The 20851-nt window shown below is 74.3% G+C and carries 23 protein-coding genes; 14 read left to right on the top strand and 9 right to left on the bottom strand.

The genetic code is table 11. The annotated features are described in order from the left end of the window. The first annotated feature begins 32 nt into the window (after nt 1-32). From sufD to ABGB16_RS13765, 7 genes are all read left to right on the top strand, one after another. A complete protein-coding gene (gene sufD, locus ABGB16_RS13795) occupies nt 33-1229 on the top strand; it encodes a Fe-S cluster assembly protein SufD (protein ID WP_347668417.1) in 1197 nt (398 codons plus the stop codon). Continuing rightward, entirely contained in the window at nt 1229-1555 is a 327-nt protein-coding gene (locus ABGB16_RS13790) for a non-heme iron oxygenase ferredoxin subunit (protein ID WP_347668416.1), read from the top strand. The genes sufD and ABGB16_RS13790 overlap by 1 nt, the downstream gene beginning before the upstream one ends. After that, nucleotides 1555-2328, top strand: a complete 774-nt coding sequence (gene sufC, locus ABGB16_RS13785) for a Fe-S cluster assembly ATPase SufC (RefSeq protein WP_347668415.1) — start codon at nt 1555-1557, stop codon at nt 2326-2328. The genes ABGB16_RS13790 and sufC overlap by 1 nt, the downstream gene beginning before the upstream one ends. Nucleotides 2329-2334: 6 nt before the next feature. Continuing rightward, nucleotides 2335-3639: a cysteine desulfurase gene (locus ABGB16_RS13780; protein WP_347668414.1), complete on the top strand. Its 1305-nt coding sequence runs from the start codon at nt 2335-2337 to the stop codon at nt 3637-3639. Then, a complete protein-coding gene (gene sufU / locus ABGB16_RS13775; protein ID WP_347668413.1) occupies nt 3639-4112 on the top strand; it encodes a Fe-S cluster assembly sulfur transfer protein SufU in 474 nt (157 codons plus the stop codon). Before ABGB16_RS13780 ends, sufU begins: the two co-directional genes overlap by 1 nt. Before the next feature lie 76 nt (nt 4113-4188). Then, complete coding sequence (locus ABGB16_RS13770; protein ID WP_347668412.1) at nt 4189-4638, top strand: metal-sulfur cluster assembly factor; 450 nt, start codon at nt 4189-4191, stop codon at nt 4636-4638. Between the two features lie 189 nt (nt 4639-4827). After that, the gene (locus tag ABGB16_RS13765) at nt 4828-5490 is read left to right on the top strand and encodes an acVLRF1 family peptidyl-tRNA hydrolase (protein ID WP_347668411.1); all 663 of its coding nucleotides are present in this window, start codon (nt 4828-4830) and stop codon (nt 5488-5490) included. Between the two features lie 338 nt (nt 5491-5828). Here the strand turns inward: ABGB16_RS13765 and ABGB16_RS13760 are convergent, their stop codons facing one another. Next, nucleotides 5829-6746 (bottom strand): neutral zinc metallopeptidase, encoded by a 918-nt coding sequence (locus ABGB16_RS13760; protein ID WP_347668460.1) that lies wholly within the window; start codon nt 6744-6746, stop codon nt 5829-5831. Nucleotides 6747-6991: 245 nt separating this feature from the next. On the opposite strand from ABGB16_RS13760, the gene ABGB16_RS13755 reads away from it, so the two are divergent. Beyond that, nucleotides 6992-8596, top strand: a complete 1605-nt coding sequence (locus ABGB16_RS13755; protein ID WP_347668410.1) for an ABC-F family ATP-binding cassette domain-containing protein — start codon at nt 6992-6994, stop codon at nt 8594-8596. A gap of 86 nt (nt 8597-8682) precedes the next feature. Here the strand turns inward: ABGB16_RS13755 and ABGB16_RS13750 are convergent, their stop codons facing one another. Further along, complete coding sequence (locus tag ABGB16_RS13750; protein WP_347668409.1) at nt 8683-9099, bottom strand: cadmium resistance transporter; 417 nt, start codon at nt 9097-9099, stop codon at nt 8683-8685. Nucleotides 9100-9343: 244 nt separating this feature from the next. Between ABGB16_RS13750 and ABGB16_RS13745 the strand changes: the two genes are divergently transcribed. From ABGB16_RS13745 to ABGB16_RS13735, 3 genes are all read left to right on the top strand, one after another. Then, a complete protein-coding gene (locus tag ABGB16_RS13745) occupies nt 9344-9571 on the top strand; it encodes a helix-turn-helix domain-containing protein (protein WP_007462679.1) in 228 nt (75 codons plus the stop codon). Nucleotides 9572-9617: 46 nt separating this feature from the next. Continuing rightward, the gene (locus ABGB16_RS13740; RefSeq protein WP_347668408.1) at nt 9618-10385 is read left to right on the top strand and encodes an enoyl-CoA hydratase/isomerase family protein; all 768 of its coding nucleotides are present in this window, start codon (nt 9618-9620) and stop codon (nt 10383-10385) included. Nucleotides 10386-10494: 109 nt separating this feature from the next. After that, entirely contained in the window at nt 10495-12474 is a 1980-nt protein-coding gene (locus ABGB16_RS13735) for an ABC transporter ATP-binding protein (protein ID WP_347668459.1), read from the top strand. A 53-nt stretch (nt 12475-12527) separates the two neighbouring features. Here the strand turns inward: ABGB16_RS13735 and mug are convergent, their stop codons facing one another. The 6 genes from mug to ABGB16_RS13705 form a co-directional block, all read right to left on the bottom strand. Then, nucleotides 12528-13121, bottom strand: coding sequence for a G/U mismatch-specific DNA glycosylase (gene mug / locus ABGB16_RS13730; RefSeq protein WP_347668407.1), 594 nt, complete (start codon nt 13119-13121; stop codon nt 12528-12530). Next, nucleotides 13121-13882, bottom strand: a complete 762-nt coding sequence (locus tag ABGB16_RS13725; RefSeq protein WP_347668406.1) for an SDR family oxidoreductase — start codon at nt 13880-13882, stop codon at nt 13121-13123. Before ABGB16_RS13725 ends, mug begins: the two co-directional genes overlap by 1 nt. A 33-nt stretch (nt 13883-13915) precedes the next feature. Beyond that, complete coding sequence (locus ABGB16_RS13720) at nt 13916-14374, bottom strand: hypothetical protein (protein ID WP_347668405.1); 459 nt, start codon at nt 14372-14374, stop codon at nt 13916-13918. A gap of 232 nt (nt 14375-14606) precedes the next feature. Further along, the gene (locus ABGB16_RS13715; protein ID WP_347668404.1) at nt 14607-15458 is read right to left on the bottom strand and encodes a DUF692 domain-containing protein; all 852 of its coding nucleotides are present in this window, start codon (nt 15456-15458) and stop codon (nt 14607-14609) included. Then, nucleotides 15455-16372 carry a TIGR04222 domain-containing membrane protein gene (locus ABGB16_RS13710; protein WP_347668403.1) on the bottom strand — a complete coding sequence of 306 codons (918 nt, stop codon included), beginning with the start codon at nt 16370-16372 and terminating at the stop codon, nt 15455-15457. The genes ABGB16_RS13715 and ABGB16_RS13710 overlap by 4 nt, the downstream gene beginning before the upstream one ends. 109 nt (nt 16373-16481) lie before the next feature. Further along, complete coding sequence (locus ABGB16_RS13705) at nt 16482-17054, bottom strand: helix-turn-helix domain-containing protein (protein ID WP_347668402.1); 573 nt, start codon at nt 17052-17054, stop codon at nt 16482-16484. Nucleotides 17055-17171: 117 nt separating this feature from the next. Here ABGB16_RS13705 and ABGB16_RS13700 point away from each other — a divergent pair, with 117 nt between their 5' ends. Together ABGB16_RS13700 and ABGB16_RS13695 are read left to right on the top strand one after the other, a co-directional pair. Further along, on the top strand, nt 17172-18041 hold the full coding sequence (locus tag ABGB16_RS13700; protein ID WP_347668401.1) for a carbon-nitrogen hydrolase family protein: 870 nt from the start codon (nt 17172-17174) through the stop codon (nt 18039-18041). 451 nt (nt 18042-18492) lie between these two features. Next, nucleotides 18493-19425, top strand: a complete 933-nt coding sequence (locus ABGB16_RS13695) for an RIO1 family regulatory kinase/ATPase (RefSeq protein ID WP_347668400.1) — start codon at nt 18493-18495, stop codon at nt 19423-19425. Nucleotides 19426-19510: 85 nt separating this feature from the next. On the opposite strand, the gene ABGB16_RS13690 is transcribed toward ABGB16_RS13695, so the two are convergent. Next, nucleotides 19511-19756 (bottom strand): DUF2630 family protein, encoded by a 246-nt coding sequence (locus ABGB16_RS13690; protein WP_347668399.1) that lies wholly within the window; start codon nt 19754-19756, stop codon nt 19511-19513. Between the two features lie 105 nt (nt 19757-19861). Here ABGB16_RS13690 and ABGB16_RS13685 point away from each other — a divergent pair, with 105 nt between their 5' ends. After that, the gene (locus ABGB16_RS13685; protein ID WP_347668398.1) at nt 19862-20782 is read left to right on the top strand and encodes a GNAT family N-acetyltransferase; all 921 of its coding nucleotides are present in this window, start codon (nt 19862-19864) and stop codon (nt 20780-20782) included. Nucleotides 20783-20851 lie beyond the last annotated feature (69 nt).

Here is a 20851-nt window from a genome sequence, read left to right as displayed (position 1 = left end):
ACACCGTCGTCGTAGAACAGACCAAGGAAGAGATGACTATCCAGGCTTCCGCGCCGCCCAGCACCAAGTCGCAGGCGCTCCGCTCGTACGACGTCGCCGACTTCCCGGCCCTCACGGGCCTGGAGGAGGAGTGGCGCTTCACCCCGCTCAAGCGCCTGCGCGGCCTGGTCGGTGGCGACGGCTCCAGGTCGCAGCGCGGCGCCAGAGGCGCCGAGCTGGAGTTGTCGGAGGCGCAGGCCGCGACCGGCGCGGTCCGCCACGAGTACGGCGACCTGCCCGAGGGCGTCGCCGTCAGCCGGATCGGCAGGGACGATCCGCGGGTGGGCAGCGTGCTCACCCCGTTCGACCGGGTCAGCGCGCTGGCCCACGGCGGCGCGGCCGAGGCGCTGCTGGTCCAGGTCGCCGCGGACGCGGTGGTGGGCGAGCCGGCGCGCCTGCGGGTGGTCGGCGAGGGCGCCGACGCGCTCGCCTTCGGCCACACCTTCGTCGAGGTGGGCCGGTTCGCCGAGGTGACCCTGGTGGTGGAGCACACCGGCTCGGCCACGCTGGCCGACAACGTCGAGGTGGCGGTGGCCGACGGCGCGAAGCTGACCCTGGTCACCGTCGCCGACTGGGCCGACGACGCCGTCCAGGCGCAGCACCTCAAGGTGAGGCTGGGCCGCGACGCCAAGGTGGTCCACGTGCAGGTCACTCTCGGCGGCGACCTGGTCCGGCAGTACACCTCGGTGGAGTACACCGGCCGGGGCGGCGAGGCCGAGCTCTACGGCGTCTACTTCGCCGACGGCGGCCAGCACCTGGAGCACCGCCAGCTCGTCGACCACAACGTGCCGGACTGCCGCAGCTACGTCGGCTACCGGGGCGCGCTGCAGGGCGAGGACGCCCACACGGTCTGGGTGGGCGACGTGCTGATCCAGGCGGAGGCGGCCGGCACCGACACGTACGAGATCAACCGGAACCTGCTGCTCACCGACGGCGCCCGGGCGGACTCCGTGCCGAACCTGGAGATCGAGACCGGCGAGATCGCCGGCGCCGGCCACGCCAGCGCGACCGGCCGCTTCGACGACGAGCAGCTGTTCTACCTGATGGCCCGGGGCATCCCGGAGGGCGAGGCCCGCCGCCTGGTGGTGCGCGGCTTCTTCGCCGAGCTGATCAACAAGATCCCGGTCGAGGAGCTGCGGGAGCGCCTCGGCGACGCGATCGAGGCCCGCCTCAGCAAGGCCGGCGCCTGATGATCAGGATCTGCGGGACCGAGGACGTGCCGAAGGGCACCGCGATCAGCGCCGACGTCGACGGCACCCGGATCGCCGTCGTGCACGGCGAGGACGACCAGTTCTACGCCGTGTACGACGAGTGCTCCCACGCCGCGGTCGCCCTCTCCGAGGGCGAGGTCGAGGGCTGTTCGCTGGAATGCTGGCTGCACGGATCCCGTTTCGACCTGCGTACGGGCGAGCCGACCGGGCTGCCCGCCACCGAACCCGTCCCCGTCTACCCCGTCGAAGTCCGCGACGGCGACATCTACGTCAGCCTCACGCCGAGCAATGGAGTGACCCGATAATGAGCACCCTGGAGATCCGCGACCTGAAGGTGTCGGTCAAGCTGCCCGAGGGTGAGCTCAAGCCGATCCTGGCCGGGGTCGACCTGACCGTGAGGTCCGGTGAGACCCACGCCATCATGGGCCCCAACGGCTCCGGCAAGTCCACTCTGGCGTACTCCATCGCCGGCCACCCGAAGTACGAGATCACCGGCGGCTCGGTGACCCTCGACGGCGAGGATGTGCTGGCCATGTCCGTCGACGAGCGGGCCCGCGCCGGCCTGTTCCTGGCCATGCAGTACCCGGTCGAGGTCCCCGGCGTCTCGGTGGCCAACTTCCTGCGTACCGCGAAGACGGCGATCGACGGCGAGGCGCCGAAGCTGCGCACCTGGGCCGGCGAGCTGCGCGGCGCGATGGAGAAGCTCCAGATGGACCCGGCGTTCGCCCAGCGCAACGTCAACGAGGGCTTCTCCGGCGGCGAGAAGAAGCGGCACGAGATCGTGCAGCTGGAGCTGCTCAAGCCGAAGGTGGCGATCCTCGACGAGACCGACTCCGGCCTCGACGTCGACGCGCTGCGCGTGGTCAGCGAGGGGGTCAACCGGGTCCGCGACACCGGTGACACCGGCCTGCTGCTGATCACCCACTACACCCGGATCCTGCGCTACATCAAGCCGGACTTCGTGCACGTCTTCGTCGCCGGCCGGATCGTCGAGGAGGGCGGCCCGGAGCTGGCCGAGAAGCTCGAGGACGAGGGCTACGAGCGGTACGTGGCCGGGGCCGGCTCGGCGCGGGCCTGAGTTCCGATGACCTCCATCGCGATCCCGGCGGGCATGCCGCAGTACGACGACGTGCCCCGGTTCGACGTGGCGCGCGTGCGGGCCGACTTCCCGATCCTGGACCGGGAGGTCAACGGGCACCGGCTGGTCTACCTCGACAGCGCCAACACCTCGCACAAGCCGCGGCAGGTGCTCGACGTCCTCGCCGAGCACTACGCCCGGCGCAACGCCAACGTGTCGCGCTCGGTGCACACGCTGGGCACCGAGGCGACCGAGGCGTACGAGGGGGCCCGGGCGAAGATCGCCGCGTTCGTCAACGCGCCGAGCGTGGACGAGGTGGTGTTCACCAAGAACTCCACCGAGGCGATCAACCTCGTCGCGTACGCGTTCTCCAACGCGTCGCTGCGGCCCGACGCCGACCCCCGGTTCCGCCTCGGCCCGGGGGACGAGGTGGTGATCTCCGAGATGGAGCACCACTCGAACATCGTCCCGTGGCAGCTGCTGTGCGAGCGCACCGGCGCGACCCTGCGCTGGTTCCCGGTCACCGACCACGGCCGGCTCGACGAGTCGGGGCTGGAGGACCTGGTCACCGAGCGGACGAAGATCGTCTCGCTGGTGCACACGTCGAACATCCTCGGCACGGTCAACGCCACCGCCCGGATCACCGAGCGGGTCCGCCAGGTGGGGGCGCTGCTGCTGCTCGACTGCTCGCAGTCGGTGCCGCACATGCCGGTGGACGTGGTCGACCTCGACGCCGACTTCATCGTCTTCACCGGGCACAAGATGTGCGGCCCGACCGGCATCGGCGTGCTGTGGGGCCGGGGCGAACTGCTCGCCGCGATGCCCCCGGTGCTCGGCGGCGGGTCGATGATCGAGACGGTGACCATGGCGCGGTCCACGTTCGCCGCGCCGCCGGCCCGGTTCGAGGCGGGCACCCCGCCGATCGCCGAGGCGGTGGCGCTCGGGGCGGCCGTGGACTACCTCACCGGCCTGGGCATGCGGGCGGTGCAGTGGCACGAGAAGGAGCTGACGGCGTACGCGCTGGACGCCCTCGCCACCGTGCCCGGCCTGCGGATCTTCGGGCCGACCGTGCCGGTGGGCCGGGGCGGGACGATCTCGTTCGCGCTCGGCGACATCCACCCGCACGACGTGGGGCAGGTGCTGGACTCGCTCGGCGTGCAGGTCCGGGTGGGGCACCACTGCGCGAAGCCGGTGTGCACCCGGTTCGGCGTACCGGCCATGACGCGGGCGTCGTTCTACCTGTACACCACGACGGACGAGATCGACGCGTTGGTGTCCGGTCTCGAGCAGGTGCGGAAGGTGTTCGACTGATGCAGCTCGACCAGCTCTACCAGGAGATCATCCTGGATCACTACAAGCACCCGCACGGCCGTGGCCTGCGCGACGCCGAGGACCCGGCCGACCGGGTCGCCGAGGCGCACCACGTCAACCCGACCTGCGGGGACGAGGTGACCGTACGGGTCGCCACCGACGGCGACGTGCTGCACGACATCTCGTACGACGGCATGGGCTGCTCGATCAGCCAGGCGTCGGCGAGCGTGCTGCACGAGCTGCTGCGCGGCCGGGACGCGGGGGAGGCGTTCGCCGTGCACGAGGCGTTCGTCGAGTTGATGTCCGGCCGTGGCCAGGTCACGCCGGACGAGGAGGTGCTCGGGGACGGGGTGGCGTTCGCGGGTGTCGCGCGCTACCCGGCCCGGGTCAAGTGCGCGCTGCTGCCGTGGATGGCGTTCAAGGACGCCGCGGCACGCGCGGGGGTGGGCGCGAGCCCGGAGGTGAAGGCATGAGCGAGCGTCAGCGAGCGAATCATCGGCACAGCACCGGAACCGCTCATGCCGGCGCCGAGCGAAGCGAGGGGACGGCATGAGCGAGGACAGCACCACCACGCCGGAGGCGGGCGCCGTGGCGACCGACGGCACGGCCACGCCGGCCACCGAGGGTACGGAGACGCTGGCCGCCGACGGGGCCGCCGCCCCGGCCGGCGGTGGCAAGGCGGCGTTGGGCGACATCGAGGAGGCGATGAAGGACGTCGTCGACCCCGAGCTGGGCATCAACGTGGTCGACCTCGGCCTCGTGTACGGCGTCCACGTCGACGACGACAACGTCGCCACCCTGGACATGACGCTGACCTCGGCGGCCTGCCCGCTGACCGACGTCATCGAGGACCAGACCCGGCAGGCGCTGACCACCGGCCCCGGCGGGGGACTGGTCAACGACTTCCGGATCAACTGGGTCTGGCTGCCGCCGTGGGGCCCGGACAAGATCACCGACGAGGGCCGGGACCAGCTGCGCGCCCTCGGCTTCAACGTCTGACCCGGCCCCGCGCCGGATCTCCGTCGAGCGCGACGCCCCAGTGGGCGCCGCGCTCGACGCGTTCCCGCCTCGCGTTCGCGCCTGCTGGACGGCTGACCAATCGCGGTTCGGGTACGGTCGGGCGGTGACCAGCCGACCCGCTGCGTGGGTTGGTTTGGGTGCGGCCGGGTGGTGCCGTACGGTCGGGCGGTGACCAGCCGACCCGCTTCCGGGGGTGGCCGGTGGATCGAGGTCGACCCGACCCGCGTCGCCCGCTGGGTCGGGAACTTCGCCGACCGGCACGGCCCGCCGACGACCACCCCGCACGCGTACGGGCTGCTGCTCGCCGCCCCGGACGGGGCGACCGCCGAGCTGCACACCCCGCCGGGGGTGCCCGCCGCCGCCGACCTCGCCGGTTTCGTGGCCGCGGTGGACGCACCGCGTCGGCTCGGCCTGCTGCTGGCCCGCAAGGGGGCGGTGGCGGTCGGCATCGCCGTCGGCGACGAGCTGGAGGTGTCCAAGGTGGACACCCGGTACGTGCAGGGGCGCACGGCTGCCGGTGGCTGGTCTCAGCAGCGCTTCGCCCGGCGCCGGGACAACCAGGCCAAGGCGGCTCTCGGGGACGCCGTGGAGCTGGCGGCCCGGCTGTTGTTGCCGGCGGCGGCCACGCTGGACGCCCTGGTGTGCGGTGGTGACCGGCGGGCGGTCGACACGGTGCTGGCCGAGCGGCGGCTGGCCCCGCTCGCCGCGCGGCGGCACGAGCGGCTGCTCGACGTCCCTGAGCCCCGGCACGCGGTGCTGGTCGGCGCGGTCGCCGCGGCCCGCGCGGTGCACGTCCTGGTCCGTGACCCCGAACGGGATGCGGCCTGCTGACCGCGCCTTTCGTCCGGGTCGCCAGCCGCGCCTCGTCGCCGCCAGCGTGGCGGCGTGGCCGCCTCGCCGGGGCGCCCATCGCCACCGCAGGTCACCGGTCCGCCCGACCCCGGATACCCGTCCGCGCCCCTTTGCTCTGCACCTATGGACGCGACAGTGGCTCTGGGTGACCGCCGCGATGTCCGGCGCGGACCCGCCGCTGTCCGCGTCCTACCTGATCGCAGCGCTGTTGCGTCCGTGGGTGCAGAGCAAAGGGGCCAAGGGGAGCCGGGCGGATCGGGGCGGGGGTCACGGTCGGTGACTGCCGGGCTCGCCCCGGGGCGCCGCCCCAGTCGGATCTAGAGGCTGCCGCCGAAGGTGTCGCAGGACTTCGGGTCGCCGGTGTCGTACCCCTTGCTGAACCACCGCTTGCGGTCCTCGGACGTGCCGTGGGTGAACTCGTCCGGGTTCACCGGGCGGCCCGAGCGCCGCTGGATGGCGTCGTCGCCGATCTTCTCGGCGGTGTCGACCGCCTGCTGGATGTCCTGCTCCGTGATGCTGGTGAAGATCTTCTGGCCCTTCTCGTCGGCCGTGCCCGTCGCGTTCTTCGCCCAGGCGCCCGCGTAGCAGTCGGCCTGCAGCTCCAGCTTCACCGACAGCGCGTTGGCGTTGTCCGGGTCGCGTTGCTGCTGGCGGCGCATCTGTGCCTCGGTGCCGAGCAGGTCCTGCACGTGGTGGCCGTACTCGTGGGCCAGCACGTACGGCTGGGCGAACTCGCCTTCCGCGCCGAGCTGGTCGGCGAGCAGCCGGTAGAAGGTCAGGTCGATGTAGACCAGGTCGTCGGCGGGGCAGTAGAACGGGCCGACGCCGGAGTCGGCCTGCCCGCAGCCGGTGCTGACGCCCTGGCTGAAGAAGACCGTCTTCGACGGCTGGTACTGCTCGCCGAACGTCTCCGGCAGGGCGCTGCGCCAGTACGCCTGGATCGAGTTGACGTACAGGGTGTTGCGGCAGTCGAGCTGCTGGAGGGCGTCGTCGGCGGAGCACTTCTGCTCCAGCGAGGTGTTGTCGCCCTGCCCGGACCCGCCGCCGTCGAAGGCCGCGTTCAGCCCGAAGCCGCCGCCGACCAGGGCGACCAGCACGGCGACGATGATGCCCACGATGCCGCCGCGCCCGCCGCCGATCGGGATGGGGATACCGCCCAGGCCGCCGCCTCCGCCGGACCCCCGCCGATCGTCCACCTGGCTGGTGTCGATCTGCGCGTTCTCGTTCAGCTCCATCTTGACCCCGATCACCGATTCGTCACGTCATGGTGGTTGCGGTGCCGGACCGGGTCCGGACGTCTGCTTCCGTACCCGATGATCTTGTGCGGTAATCCGCGCGGCGGGCGCGCGGCGGCCCGGTACACTTGCCCCGTGCTGCTCTGCGAAGGCTGAACCGCCCCGCGCCGACGGGAAATCCCACCCGCCGGCGCTTTCGCGTGCCCTGAGTCAGCCCTTCCAGACCCCGAGAGCGAGTCCGCGACATGATCACTGCCACCGGCCTGGAGCTGCGCGCCGGCGCCCGGATCCTGCTGTCCGACACCACCCTGCGGGTGCAGCCGGGTGACCGCATCGGCCTGGTCGGCCGCAACGGCGCCGGCAAGACCACGACGTTGAAGGTGCTGGCGGGCGAGGGCCAGCCGTACGCCGGGCAGATCGACCGGCGCAGCGCGATCGGCTACCTGCCGCAGGATCCGCGCACCGGCGACCTGGAGGTCACCGGCCGGGACCGGGTGCTCTCCGCCCGCGGGCTGGACGTGCTGATGGCCCAGATGAAGGAACTGGAGGCCAAGCTCGCCGACGGCGGCGACGAGCGCATGGTCCGCCGGTACGGCGCCCTCGAGGACCAGTTCGCCGCGCTCGGCGGGTACGCCGCCGAGGCCGAGGCGGCTCGGATCTGCGCCAACCTGGGCCTGCCCGACCGCGCCCTCGCGCAGACCATCGGCACCCTCTCCGGCGGCCAGCGCCGCCGCATCGAGCTGGCCCGCATCCTGTTCCGCGACGCGGGCGAGAACGGCGGCGGCATCCTGCTGCTCGACGAGCCGACCAACCACCTCGACGCCGACTCGATCACCTGGCTGCGCGGGTTCCTCGCCAACCACAAGGGCGGCCTGATCGTGATCAGCCACGACGCCTCGCTGCTGGAGGCGGTGGTCAACAAGGTCTGGTTCCTCGACGCCACCCGCTCGGTCGTCGACGTGTACAACCTGGGCTGGAAGGCGTACCTGGAGCAGCGGGAGACCGACGAGCGGCGCCGCCGCCGGGAGCGGGCCAACGCCGAGAAGAAGGCCGGCGCGCTGATGGCCCAGGCCGACAAGATGCGCGCCAAGGCGACGAAGACGGTCGCCGCGCAGAACATGGCCCGCCGCGCCGAGAAGCTGATCGCCGGGCTGGACGAGGTCCGGGTCGCCGACAAGGTGGCCAAGGTCCGGTTCCCGACGCCGGCGCCGTGCGGCAAGACCCCGCTCACCGCGACCGGCCTGTCCAAGTCGTACGGCTCGCTGGAGATCTTCACCGACGTCGACGTGGCGGTGGACCGGGGCTCCCGGGTGGCGATCCTCGGCCTCAACGGCGCCGGCAAGACCACCCTGCTGCGGATCCTCGGCGGCCTGCTGGAGCCGGACACCGGCGAGGTGCGGCCCGGGCACGGGCTGCGGCTGGGCTACTACGCCCAGGAGCACGAGACCCTGGACGTGGACCGGACCATCCTGGAGCACATGCGCAGCGCGGCGTCCGAGCAGACCGACACCGACCTGCGCAAGATCCTCGGGGCGTTCCTGTTCTCCGGCGAGGACGTGGACAAGCCGGCCGGGGTGCTCTCCGGCGGGGAGAAGACCCGGTTGGCCCTGGCCACCCTGGTCTGCTCCGGCGCCAACGTGCTGCTGCTCGACGAGCCGACGAACAACCTCGACCCGGTCAGCCGGGAGCAGGTGCTCGACGCGATCGCCCGCTACCCGGGCGCGATCGTGCTGGTCACCCACGACCCGGGCGCGGTGACGGCGCTCAAGCCCGACCGGGCGATCCTGCTGCCCGACGGCGACGAGGACGCCTGGAGCGACGACCTGCTGGAACTGGTCGAGCTGGCCTGACCGGCGGCCCGCCGGTGGCCGGGCCGGCCCGGCGGCTCAGCCGAGCAGCTCGGCCAGGCGGCCGAGCACGCCGGAACCGACCAGGATCACGACACCGATCGCGACGAAGACCGCCGGGACCAGCCAGTGGCCGGCGCGGCCGACCAGCCGGACCACCCGGGGGTGGCCGCCGAGCAGCGCGGCGGCGGCGCACCACACGGCGACCAGCGCGGCGAGTCGTCGTCCTCGCGGGCCAGCAGGGCGCGGACGCCGAGCCCGATCGGCAGCAGGCCGAGCAGGCCGGTCCACGGATCGGGCACCACGAGCAGCCCGGCGGCGACCACCACGGCGGCGGCGACCAGCGCGCCGATGCCCAGGTACTGGCCGGCGACGATGTGCCGGGGGCGGGGCCGGCCGGTGCCCCGGGCGGCCACGAACAGCACGGTCAGCACGACGATGTCGTCGAGGTTGGTGGCGGCGAACACCAGCGCCGCGCCGGCCGCGGCGGCGAGCAGGTCGGTCACCCGAGGCAGCGTACGCACCCGCGCCACGGGCCGCAGTCCGCATGTCACCGGCCGCCATCAGGCACGGCCCCTCCGGCCGCCGGCCCGCCATGCCCGACCGGCCGGCGTCATCACCCTATCGGGTAGGTGACATTGCATAGCGTGTCGGTTGGCGAATAGTTGATATCTGGCGCATGATCGTTCGAGGCGGTCTAATAGGTGGGACCGTATCCGAACCGCACAGTCTGGGACGTGAGGAATCAGCATGGCAGCCACTGGCACAGCCACCAGCACTGAGAAGGGTCGCCGGATCGTCGGGGCCGAGCGTCAGACGCTCGCCAAGGACCTGGTAAAGCGGTACACCTCGGGGGAGAGCATCCGCGCGCTCGCGGCCTCCACCGGGCGTTCCTACGGGTTCATCCACCGGGTCCTCACCGAGTCCGGCGTGCAGCTGCGCCAGCGCGGCGGTGCCCGGCGCCGCAAGAAGGCGTGACCCGCCCTCCGAGGTCGTCCATCAGCGTCGCCCTCCGGTCCGTCCGGTGACCGCCGAGACGGTCGGGGTGCGACTCGACTGCGACGGGCCGGTGGCGACGGTCACGTTGTGCCGGCCCGACGTGCTCAACGCGCAGACCCCGACGATGTGGCGTGCGCTGAGCGACTTCTCCCGGCAGTTGCCCGGCGACGTACGCGTCGTCGTGGTGCGCGGTGTGGGCCGGGCGTTCTCGGCCGGTCTCGACCTGTCGGTGGCCGGCGCCTCGGGGCCGGGCTCGTTCGCCGAGCTGGCGACCCTGCCCGAGCAGGAGTGCGCCGACCGGATCGCCGAGTTCCAGGCCGGCTTCACCTGGCTGCACCGGCCCGACGTGATCTCGGTGGCGGCCGTGCAGGGCCACGCCATCGGCGCCGGCTTCCAGCTCGCGCTGGCCTGCGACCTGCGCGTGCTGGCCGCCGACGCCAAGCTGTCCATGGCCGAGGTGACGCTCGGTCTGGTTCCCGACCTGGCGGGCACGAAGCGGCTGGTCGAGCTTGTCGGCTACGCTCGCGCCCTGGAGATCTGCGCCACCGGCCGGCGGATGGACGCCGCCGAGGCGGACCGGCTCGGGCTGGCCACGCTGGTCGTGCCGAACGCCGAGCTGGACGCCGCGGTGCGCGACCTCACGGCCGGCCTGCTCGCCAACGACCGCGACGCGGTGGTGGAGATCAAGGCGCTGCTGGCGGGGGCGGCCGGCCGTACCCACGCCGAGCAGCAGCGGGCCGAGCGGGAGGCGCAGACCCGCCGGCTGCGCGATCTCGCCGGCCGGGGAGAATAGTAAGGACCGTCCGGGAAGAACCGGGTTACGACCGAGGTTGTCGTAGTCGTCGGCAGAATTGACCCGACGGCTGTGCTCCACGACCCGGAGGTGACGCGTGTCCAACCCGATGTCCGGCGGCGGCATGGCCGGCTGGAGCATGCTCCGCGCGATGCGCAACAAGGACGAGATCTCCGCACACCGGCTCAAGCGGGGCACGGCCCGGCGCATCGTCGCGTTCGCCCAGCCGTACCGGCGGGACATCGTGGTCTTCCTGGTCACCGTCGTGATCGCCGCCGTGATCGGGGTGGCCACCCCGGTCCTCGCCGGTGACGTGATCAACGCGATCAGCCGGGGCGGCCCGGAGGCCGGGTCGACGGTCGTCCGGCTGGCCCTGGTCATCGCCGTCCTCGCGGTCGCCGACGCGCTCTTCTCGCTGGCGCAGCGGTGGTACTCGGCGCGCATCGGCGAGGGCATCATCCTCGACCTGCGGACCCGGGTGTACGACCACGTCCAGCGGATGCCGCTGCAGTTCTTCACCCGCACCCAGACGGGCGCGCTGGTCAGCCGGCTCAACAACGACGTGCTCGGAGCCCAGCGGGCGTTCACCTCCACCCTGTCCGGGGTGGTCAGCAACGTCATCCAGCTCGTGCTCACCGCCGGGGTGATGTTCACCCTGTCCTGGCAGATCACCGCCCTGTCGCTGGTGATGCTGCCGATCTTCATCATCCCCGCGCGCCGGGTGGGCCGCCGGCTGGCGGACATCACCCGCGAGGCGTACAACCTCGACGCCAAGATGAACGCGACCATGACCGAGCGGTTCGGGGTGGCCGGCGCGCTGCTGGTGAAGCTGTTCGGCTCGCCTCACGTCGAGGCGCGCCGGTTCGCCGGCCGGGCCGAGCGGGTGCGCGACATCGGCATCCAGTCGGCGATGTACTCGCGGACGTTCTTCGTGGCGATGCTGCTGGTCGCCTCGCTGGCCCAGGCGCTGACGTACGGCCTCGGCGGCTGGCTCGCGGTGACCGGCAGCGTCAGCGCCGGCACCGTGGTGACCCTGGCGCTGCTGCTCACCCGCCTCTACGGCCCGCTGACCGCGCTGTCCAACGTCCGGGTCGACGTGATGAGCGCGCTGGTCTCCTTCGACCGGGTCTTCGAGGTGCTCGACCTGCGCCCCGGCATCGAGGAGAAGCCGGACGCGGTGCCCGTGCCCCGGGGCAGCGGCCGGGTCGAGTTCCGCGACGTGCGGTTCCGCTACCCGAGCGCCGCCGAGGTGTCGCTGGCCTCGCTGGAGGAGGTCGCCACCCTCGACCGTACGATCAACGAGCCGGTGCTGCGGGGCGTCTCGTTCAGCGTCGAGCCGGGGCAGATGGTCGCCCTGGTCGGCCCGTCCGGCGCCGGCAAGTCCACGCTGTCCATGCTGCTGCCCCGGGTCTACGACGTGACCGACGGGCAGGTGCTGGTCGGCGGCGTCGACGTCCGGGACGCGACGCTCGCCTCGCTGCGCGACGAGATCGGCGTGGTCACCCAGGACTCCCACCTGTTCCACGAGACCATCCGGGAGAACCTTCGCTACGCCAATCCGGACGCCACCGACGAGGAGATCTGGGCGGCGCTCGCCGGGGCGCAGGTCGCCGACCTGGTCCGGTCGCTGCCCGACGGGCTGGACACGACCGTCGGGGAGCGGGGCTACCGCTTCTCCGGCGGTGAGAAGCAGCGGATCGCCATCGCGCGGCTGCTGCTCAAGGCGCCGTCGATCGTGATCCTCGACGAGGCGACCGCGCACCTGGACTCGGAGAGCGAGGCGGCCGTGCAGCGGGCGCTGTCGGTGGCGTTGGCCGGGCGTACGGCGCTGGTGATCGCCCACCGGCTGTCCACGGTCCGGGACGCCGACCAGATCCTGGTCCTCGACGAGGGACGGATCGTGGAGCGGGGCCGGCACGACGAGCTGGTCGCCGTCGGCGGCCTCTACGCCGAGCTGTACCGGACGCAGTTCGCCGTCGCCGACTCGCCCCCCCCGTACGCCGACGCGACCGGTCCCGAGCCGGTGATCACCATGCCGATGGCCACGTACGTGGCCGAGGAGGCGATGCCCCCGGCCGCCGCCAACTGATCCGTCGGGCCCCTGGGCCGCGTCGCGAGGCAGCTGGCGACGCCGGGCCCTTCTCACGCGGTCGCGGCGTGCAGCTCCGCGAAGGCCGCGCCCAGGGTCTCCGGGGTGTAGTGCGCGTTCAACCCGCTCGGGTTGGGCAGCACCCAGAGCCGGGCGCCCCCGAGCGGCTCCGGCTGCGGCCCGAAGCCGGCCTTCGGCCGGGCGAAGCCGACCCGGTACGCGGTCACCCCCACCACCGCCACCCACGCCGGCCGGTACCGCCGCGCCTTGTCGCCGAGGAGCCGCGCGCCCTCGACCAGCTCGGCGGCGGTCAGCTCGTCGGCGCGGGCGCTCGCCCGCGCCACCATGTTCGTGATTCCCAGCCCGTACCCGGGCAGCTCGTCCTGCTCGCTCGGCCGCAGCAGCCGGGGGGTGAACCCGCCCCGGTGCAGCGCCGGCCAGAACCGGTTGCCGGGCCGGGCGAAGTGCCGGCCGGTCGCCGCCGACCACAGGCCCGGGTTGATGCCGACGAACAGCACGGTCAGCCCCGGCGCGATGACGTCCGGGATGGTCCGGCCCGCCGCGGCGGCCAGCTCCTCCCGCGTCGGGCGGGGGTCTCCGCCGTCGGCGCGGGTCGGCCGGGGATCCCGGCCCGCGGCCCGGGGCATCAGAGTCCGCGCAGCGCGCCGCCGTCGACCGGCAGGGTGATCCCGGTCAGGTAGCCGGCGGCGGGGGAGAGGACGAACGCGGCGACCCGGCCGAACTCCGCGGGCTCGCCGATCCGGCGCAGCGGGATGCCCGCCTCCGCCTCGGCGCGGGCCCGCTCGGGGTCGCCGGCGGCCTCGAACAGCTGCCGGTTGCGGTCGGTCATGATCCGCCCCGGCAGCAGCCCGACCACCCGTACGCCCCGGGGGCCGTACTCGTCGGCCATGTCCTTGGCCACCCCGGCCAGGCCGGGCCGCAGCCCGTTGGAGATGCCCAGCCCGGCGATCGGGCTGCGCGCCGAGGTGGACAGGACCAGCGCGATCGCACCGCCGTCGGGCAGGGCGGCGGCCACCGTCCGGGCGGTGCGGACGGTGCCGAGGAAGACGGTCTCGAAGGACTCGCGCCACTGCGCGTCGGTGGCCCCGGCGGCGGTGCCCCCGGGCGGCCCGCCGACGGAGACCAGCGCGCCGTCGAGCCGGCCGAACCGTTCCCGGGCCGCGGCGACGAGCCGCTCCGGCGTGGCCGGGTCGCTCAGGTCGGCGGCCAGCCCGATCGCGTGCTCCGGCCCGCCGAGCCGGCCCACGGCCTCCGCCACCCGCTCGGGCGTCCGGGCCGAGAGCACCACCCGCGCCCCGTCGGCCACCAGGCACTCGGCCGTGGCGAAACCCAGCCCGCGTGAGGCGCCGGTCAGCACGTACACCCGGTCGGTGAGTCCCAGATCCATGCCGAGGATCCTGCCGTACGCCGGGCGGGGCGGCTACCGGCGGGCCGGGCGCAGCAGGCGTACCCGGCCGGCGAGCTGCACCGCGACGGCGCCGCCGACGCGGCTCAGGGCCGGCAGCCGGCGCGGCCGCGGAGCCGCGGAGCCGCCGTAGCGGGCGGTCGCCTCGCGGACCGCCAGCTCCTCGGCGCCCAGCGGCGGCAGCTCGCCACGCTCGCGCAGGTCACGGGCCAGGTCCCAGCCGTCGCGCAGCGAGCCGTTGGTGGGCCGGCCCGCCGCCCAGCGGGCGAACGTCGCCGGCCAGTCCGCGCCGAGGCCGGCGGCGAGCAGCGGCCAGTGCCGGGCCACGTCGCCGGCCCGCTTGCGCAGCAGGGCGCGCCGGGCGGCGTCGACGGGGCCCGGGGCGAACCCGGGCGGCAGCGGACCACCCGCGACCAGCGCCGCGACCAGCGCCGCCTGCCGCGCGGCCAGGTCGCCGCGCCGGGCGACGTTCACGGTGCCGCCTTTGTTCGCGACTGCGGGGCTCGCAAGCCCGGCTCACTCCTCGCGCTCACGGTGCCGCCGTTGTTCGCGACTGCGGGGCTCGCAGGCCCGGCTCACTCCTCGCGCTCACGGTGCCGCCTTTGTTCGCGACTGCGGGGCTCGCAGGCCCGGCTCACTCCTCGCGCTCACGGTGCCGCCTTTGTTCGCGACTGCGGGGCTCGCAGGCCCGGCTCACTCCTCGCGCTCACGTGACCACCGGGTATCCGGAGGCGGCGGCGATCGCGTCCAGTTCGGCCCGCAGCTCCGGCGCGGGCGGCCAGTGCCCGTCGCGCTCCAGCAGCAGCGCGGGCGAGGGGTGCCGGGCGCAGAGCTCGGCGACCAGGTCGAGCACGGCCGGTGGGACGGGGTCGGTGTGCGTGTCGTGGTAGAAACCGCCCTGCTCCACGCCGCCCGCCACGTGCGCGTACGCCAGCCGGTCCAACGGCAGCCGGTCCAGCAGGGCCAGCGGGTCGCCGCCCCGGTTGCGGGCGTTGGCGTGCACGTTGGCGACGTCCAGCAGCAGCGTCGCGCCGGTCGCGTCCAGGATCTCGGTGATGAAGTCCGCCTCGGTCAGCTCGTCGTCCGGCCAGTCGAACAGCGCGGCGATCGGTTCCAGCGCCAGCGGCACCGGCAGCTCCGCCTGCGCCCGGCGGACGTTGGCGACCACCGCGGCGACCGCCTCCCGGGTGCGCGGCAGGGGCAGCAGGTGGCCGGCCTCCACGCCGCCGGCCCGGACGAAGGCGATGTGCTCGCTGACCAGCGGCGCCCCGACCAGCTCGGCGACCCGCGCCAGGTGGGCGACCCGGGCCGGGTCGACCGGCTCCGCGCCGCCGAGGGAGAGCTTCACCCCGTGCGGTACGACGGTGACGCCGCGCGCGGTCAGCTCGGCGAGCGCGTCCGGCAGGGGCGCGTGCGGGGCGAGTGTCTCGGCCACCACCTCGACGAACCGCAGCCCGGGCAGGTCGGCGACGAAGCCGGCGATCTCCGGTCGCCAGCCGATGCCGACCCCGGCGGGCACGCATCCGGTCCGGACGGCGGCGGAGCGGGGCGTCGTCATCCGCCGCACCCGCCGCCGCCCCCGCAGCCACCGCCGCCCCCGCAGCTGCTGCCTCCGCTGCACGAGCTGCCGCCTCCGCCGCACGAGCTGCCGCCGGACGAGGTGCCGGTGCCGGAGAGGGCCTGCCGCTGGATCTCGGCCTGCTCGGCGAACCCCGGGTCCAGCACCCAGAGGGAGGCGGTGCCGAACAGCGCCACGCCCATCGCCGCGCCGGCCGCCCCGTAGGTCGCGTACGCCGGGCTGGAGGCTGGGGCGAGGTGGGTGTTGCTCCGGCGCAGGTCCCGCAGGGCTGCGTTCGCCGCCCGGGTCCGCCACGGCACCCGCGCGAGCAGCGCGGCCGCGACGATCACCCCGATGATGCCGAGCACCAGGAAGCCGACCGGCCGGCCGTTGGACAGGCCGGCGAACAGCCGGAACACGCCGACCATGACGAGCGCGAACAGCAGGAACGGCCCGCGGCGGGCGGCGGCGCGCTGCTCCGGGCTGAGCGCGAGGCCCTGCCGCTGCAGGCCCTCGCGCAGGTCGCCGAGGGCCCGGGCGACCCACTCGTCCCGGGCCAGCTCCCGGGCGAACAGGTTCCGGGAAGCGGCGTGGTGGATCGCCTGGTCCAGCGGGGTCACCCCGGCCGGCAGGGGACCGCCGGTGGTGAGCCGCCGGTCGGGGCGTACGCCGATGGCGCCGGCGCTGCGCAGTCCGCTGAGCGCGGTCCAGACCGCGAGCTGGCCGCCGCCGTTGAGGAAGGCCACCTGCTGCGGGCCGAGCTGGGAGTGCTGGGTCACCCGTTTGCCGGCGAGGATCGCGTTGCGGCGGGCGATCGAGACGATGACGACCACGAGGGCCGCCAGCAGGTAGATCCCGAGGAAGGTCCGGCTCGGGATGCCCCAGGTGTCTCCCGGTGCGGCGAGAACGGTCATGGCTGCTCCTGTCGCGCGAGGGGGTCGCGGCCCCATTGTGGAGCAGGCCCGCCACCGCCGACCCCGGCCGGGTGGCGAGTTACCGGACCGATGCACCAGGCCGCGACCGTCAGCGCCGGCGCACCGCCTCCTCGACCAGGTCCAGCACCGGGCCGAGGTCGCCGGCCGGCTGGCCCATCGCCAGGTGCAGTACGAGGCCGTCGTAGGCGAGTTCGAGGAACTGGGCCAGCACGTCGATCGGTACGTCCTCGCGGAGCACCCCGGCCTCCCGCTGGCGGGCCAGTCGCTCCCGGGTGGCCTCGGCGACGGCGGCCGAGCGCTCGGCCCAGCGGCGGGCGAACGCGGGGTCGGTGCGCAGCCGCCGGGACACCTCCAGTTGGCTGCCCAGCCAGCCGGTGGTGTCCGGCGAGACGGCCCGGGCCAGCAGGTCCCGCATCACCTGGACCAGACCGTTGCGGGCGACCGTCTCCACCATGGTGGCCGCGTCGTCCTCGGCGACGGCCAGGAAGAGCGAGTCCTTGTCGCGGAAGTGGTGGAAGATCGCGCCCCGGGAGAGCCCGGTGGCCTCCTCCAGCCGGCGCACGGTGGCGCCCTCGTAGCCGTGCCGGGCGAAACACGCCCGCGCGGCGGCGAGGATCTCCTGCCGGCGCGCGTCGAGCTGGTCCTGACTTACTCTGGGCACGCGTCGATCGTGTCAGTTACCCGGACGCTGCGCAAACCGTACGTACGGCTTGGGAGCTGCCGCCGGTGTCCCCGCGCGGGATGATCGTCCGACCTGTCCTCCGGCTACGATCGCCCCGTGACGCCCCCCGACGCCCCCGTGTCGCCGCCCGCCGCGCCGCTGACCGTGGCGGCCGTGCAGGCCGAGCCCACCCCCGGCGACGTCGCCGGCAACGCCGCGTCCGCCGCCCGGCTGGTGCGTCGGGGCGTGGACGGCGGAGCACGCGTGATCGTGCTGCCCGAGCTGTTCCTCCCGGCGTACCATCCGCCCACGCTCGCGGCCGACCCGGCCGGCACCGACCTCGCCGCCGCCGAGGACGCCACGGTGGACGACGGCCGGCTCGACCCGCTGCGGGCCGTCGTCCGGGACGCCGCGGTCGTCGTGGTGGTCGGGGCGGCGGTGCGGCAGCCGGACGGGCGACGCACGATCTCCGCCCTCGTCGTCGACCGGTCCGGCGTGGCCCACGCCGCGTACGACAAGCAGCAGCTCTGGGGCGACGAGCGGGAGCTGTTCCAGCCGGGCCGGCGGGGGGCGACCCTGCTGGTCGACGACTGGCGTCTCGGGCTCGGCATCTGCTACGACGGCTGCTTCCCGGAGCACGGGCGGGCCGCCGCCGTGGACGGCGCGCACGGTTACCTCTGCCCGAGCGGCTACCTCGCCGGCTCCGAGCACCGCCGGGACCTCTACTACGCCGCCCGGGCCCTGGACAACACCATGTTCGTCGTCTTCGCCAACGCCGTCGACGGCGCGTCGCCGTGGCGGTTCAACGGCGGCGCGGCGGTGTACGACCCGCAGGGCCGGCCGCTGGCGCGGGGCGCCGACACCGGCGAGGACGTGCTGGTGGCCGTCCTCGACCCGGCCGAGCTGGCGGCGACCCGTGCGGCGCACTCGATGCTGGCCGACCGCCCCGCGGGGCCCGGGTCGGCCCGCGTGTCGCTGCGCGCCTGATCCCGGGGACCGCGGCTCGCGACCGCGGGACTGCGGTCGCCGTCGGCCGGCCTGCCGCGCGCTCACCGGCGCGCCCGGCGGGTGCCCAACGGGTGCCCAACGGGTGCTCGGCGGGTGCCCGTCGGGTGGGCGTCGCGTGGGCGTCGGCCCGCGTCGGCCCGCGTCGGCCCGCGTCGGCCCGCGTCGGCCCGCGTCGGCCCGCGTCGGCCCGCGTCGGCCCGCGTCGGCCCGCGTCGGCCCGCGTCGGCCCGCGTCGGCCCGCGTCGGCCCGCGTCGCGGCCGGCCCGGGCGGTAAATCGGTTGCGGGGCCGGGCGGACGCGGTCGAGCATGGTGCCGCGCGAGGGCGCAGCCGGGCGTTCCCGGTCGAGCGGTGAGGAGGTCGGTCATGGCCGTCTTTGCAGGGCGCTTCCACCTGCCTCCACCAGCCTCGATCAAGGGATCACCAGCACAGTGCGTGACGACGACTTCCCGGCGCGGCAGCGCCGGACCCGCGGCAAGAGCCGCTTCGACGACGACGAGCCGCAGTTCCTGAAGCGTGACCGGCCCGGCGCGCCGGCCCTGACCGACCCGGGCCCGGACGACGACGCCCCCGGCGACGACTGGTCGACCTGGGACCAGGCGGTGCACGGCCCGGAGCCGCACCCGGCCTGGCTGGTCACCGAGCTGGCCGCCCGGGACACCGAACTCGGCGTGCTCAAGACCGGCAAGGAGGCGGACGTCCACCTCGTCCGCCGGGCGGTGCCGGGGACCGACCGGTCCTGCCTGCTGGCGGCCAAGCGGTACCGGGACGCCCAGCACCGGCTGTTCCACCGGGACGCCGGTTACCTGGAGGGGCGCCGGGTGCGCCGGTCCCGGGAGAACCGGGCCATGGCCGGGCGCACCGCGTTCGGCCGTCAGATGATCGCCGGGCAGTGGGCCGCGGCCGAGTTCGCCGCGCTGGCCCGGCTCTGGGAGATCGGCGCGACGTACGGCACGATCGCCGTGCCGTACCCGGTGCAGCTGCTCGGCACCGAGCTGATGCTGGAGTTCGTCGGCGACCCCGACTCCGGCAGCGCCGCCCCCCGGCTGGCGCAGTGCCGTCCCGAGCCGGCCGAGCTGCGGTCGCTGTGGGAGCAACTGGTCGACGCCCTGGTCGTACTGGCCCGGGCCGGCTACGCCCACGGCGACCTGTCGCCGTACAACCTGCTCGTGCACTCCGGGCGCCTGGTCATGATCGACCTTCCCCAGGTGGTCGACGTGGTGGCCAACCCGCAGGGACCGGAATTCCTGGCCCGGGACGTCCGGGTGGTCGGCACGTGGTTCGCGGCGCGCGGCCTGCCGCCGCACGAGGCCGACCCGGTGCCGCTGACTGAGCTGCTGCTGCGCGAGGCCGGCATCCGCTGAGCGACCGCCCGCGCTGGTGCCCCGGCCGGGGCACCAGCGCGGGCGGACGGTAGCCGCGACGTCCGCCCGCCCCCGGTGTCCGCCCCTATTGGAGGTATCGCTCGACCTCCGGCCGCGGGCGTACGCCCTGGGCGTCGGGGTCGCCGTGGGTCTGCCGCGCGGCCCGCCGGCGGCGCAGCAGGTCCCAGCACTGGTCGAGGGACTCCTCCAGCTCGCGCAGCCGGTCCCGGTCGCCCTCGGTGCCGGACTCGCTGGCCTGTGCGGCCGAGCGGAGCTGGTGCTCCTCGTCGACCAACTCGGAGATGCGCTTCAGGATGTCCGTGTCTTCCATGCCCCCGAGCCTGGCACAGCGCGTGCGGCACCGCCGGCTTCTCCCGCGTCCCCGGTGGGCAAAAGCCCTCGTCCGGCGCGGCGCGGCGCGGTAGGTTGCCGCCCCATGACCCTCATCGTCCGGCCCTTCGTCGACGGCGACGCCGAGGGCGTCGCCGACCTGCTCCGGGCGGCGCTGCCGCACCTGGTGGCCACCCCGGAGCTGATCCGCTGGCAGGCCGGCGGCGCCAAGGCGGCCGAGCGGTTCGCCGCGCTGGTGGTCGAGGCCGACGGCCCGCCGGTCGGCGTGGCGCGGACCGGCCTGCTGTACGAGAGCGCCGAGCCGGGGCTCGGCTTCGTCAACCTCGCGGTCCGGCCCGAGCGGCGGGGCCGGGGCGTCGGGTCGGCCCTGCTCGCCGCCGCCGAGGAGCGGCTCGTCGGAATCGGCGTCACGACGGCGTACGCGACGGTCGCCGACCTGCCGGCGGACCGGGCCTTCGCCGAGCGGCGCGGCTACCGGCCCGGCCGGCACTCCCGGCTGCTGCTGCGTGACCTGGCGGCGACGCCGTTGCCGCCGGCCCCGCCGCCGGTGCCCGGGGTGACGGTGTGCGGTGCGGCGGACCTGCCCGACCCGCGCCCGCTGTACGAGGCCGACCTGGACGCCGCCCGCGACGAGCCCGCCGACGTGGTGATGGATGACATCGGGTACGCCGACTGGCTGGCCGCCTACTGGCACCGCCCGGACCTGGACCGGGAGCTGACCACCGTGGCCGTCGTGGACGATGCGGTGGTCGCGTTCAGCGTCGCGCTGACCGACGGGCGGTACCTCTACCAGTCGGGGATGACCGGCACCCGGAGCGCATACCGCCGACGGGGCCTCGCCCGGCTCGTCAAGCACGCCGGGCTGACCCGGGCGCAAGCCGCCGGGTTCCGGCACGCGGTGACGATCAACGACGCCGGCAACGAGGCGATGCTGGGCGTCAACGACTGGTTGGGCTACCGGCCCGTCGCCGGCCACTGCCGATATGCGCGGCATTTGCGCTTATGACAGCCGCGCGGGACGCCCTTTGTGGAAGCGTGCAATTTCGCTCGCGAAAATTTCTCGCCGCACCCCTGG

Source organism: Micromonospora sp. B11E3 (assembly GCF_039871625.1).
GTDB lineage: Bacteria > Actinomycetota > Actinomycetes > Mycobacteriales > Micromonosporaceae > Micromonospora.
This window is presented reverse-complemented; position numbering and strand designations above follow the sequence as displayed.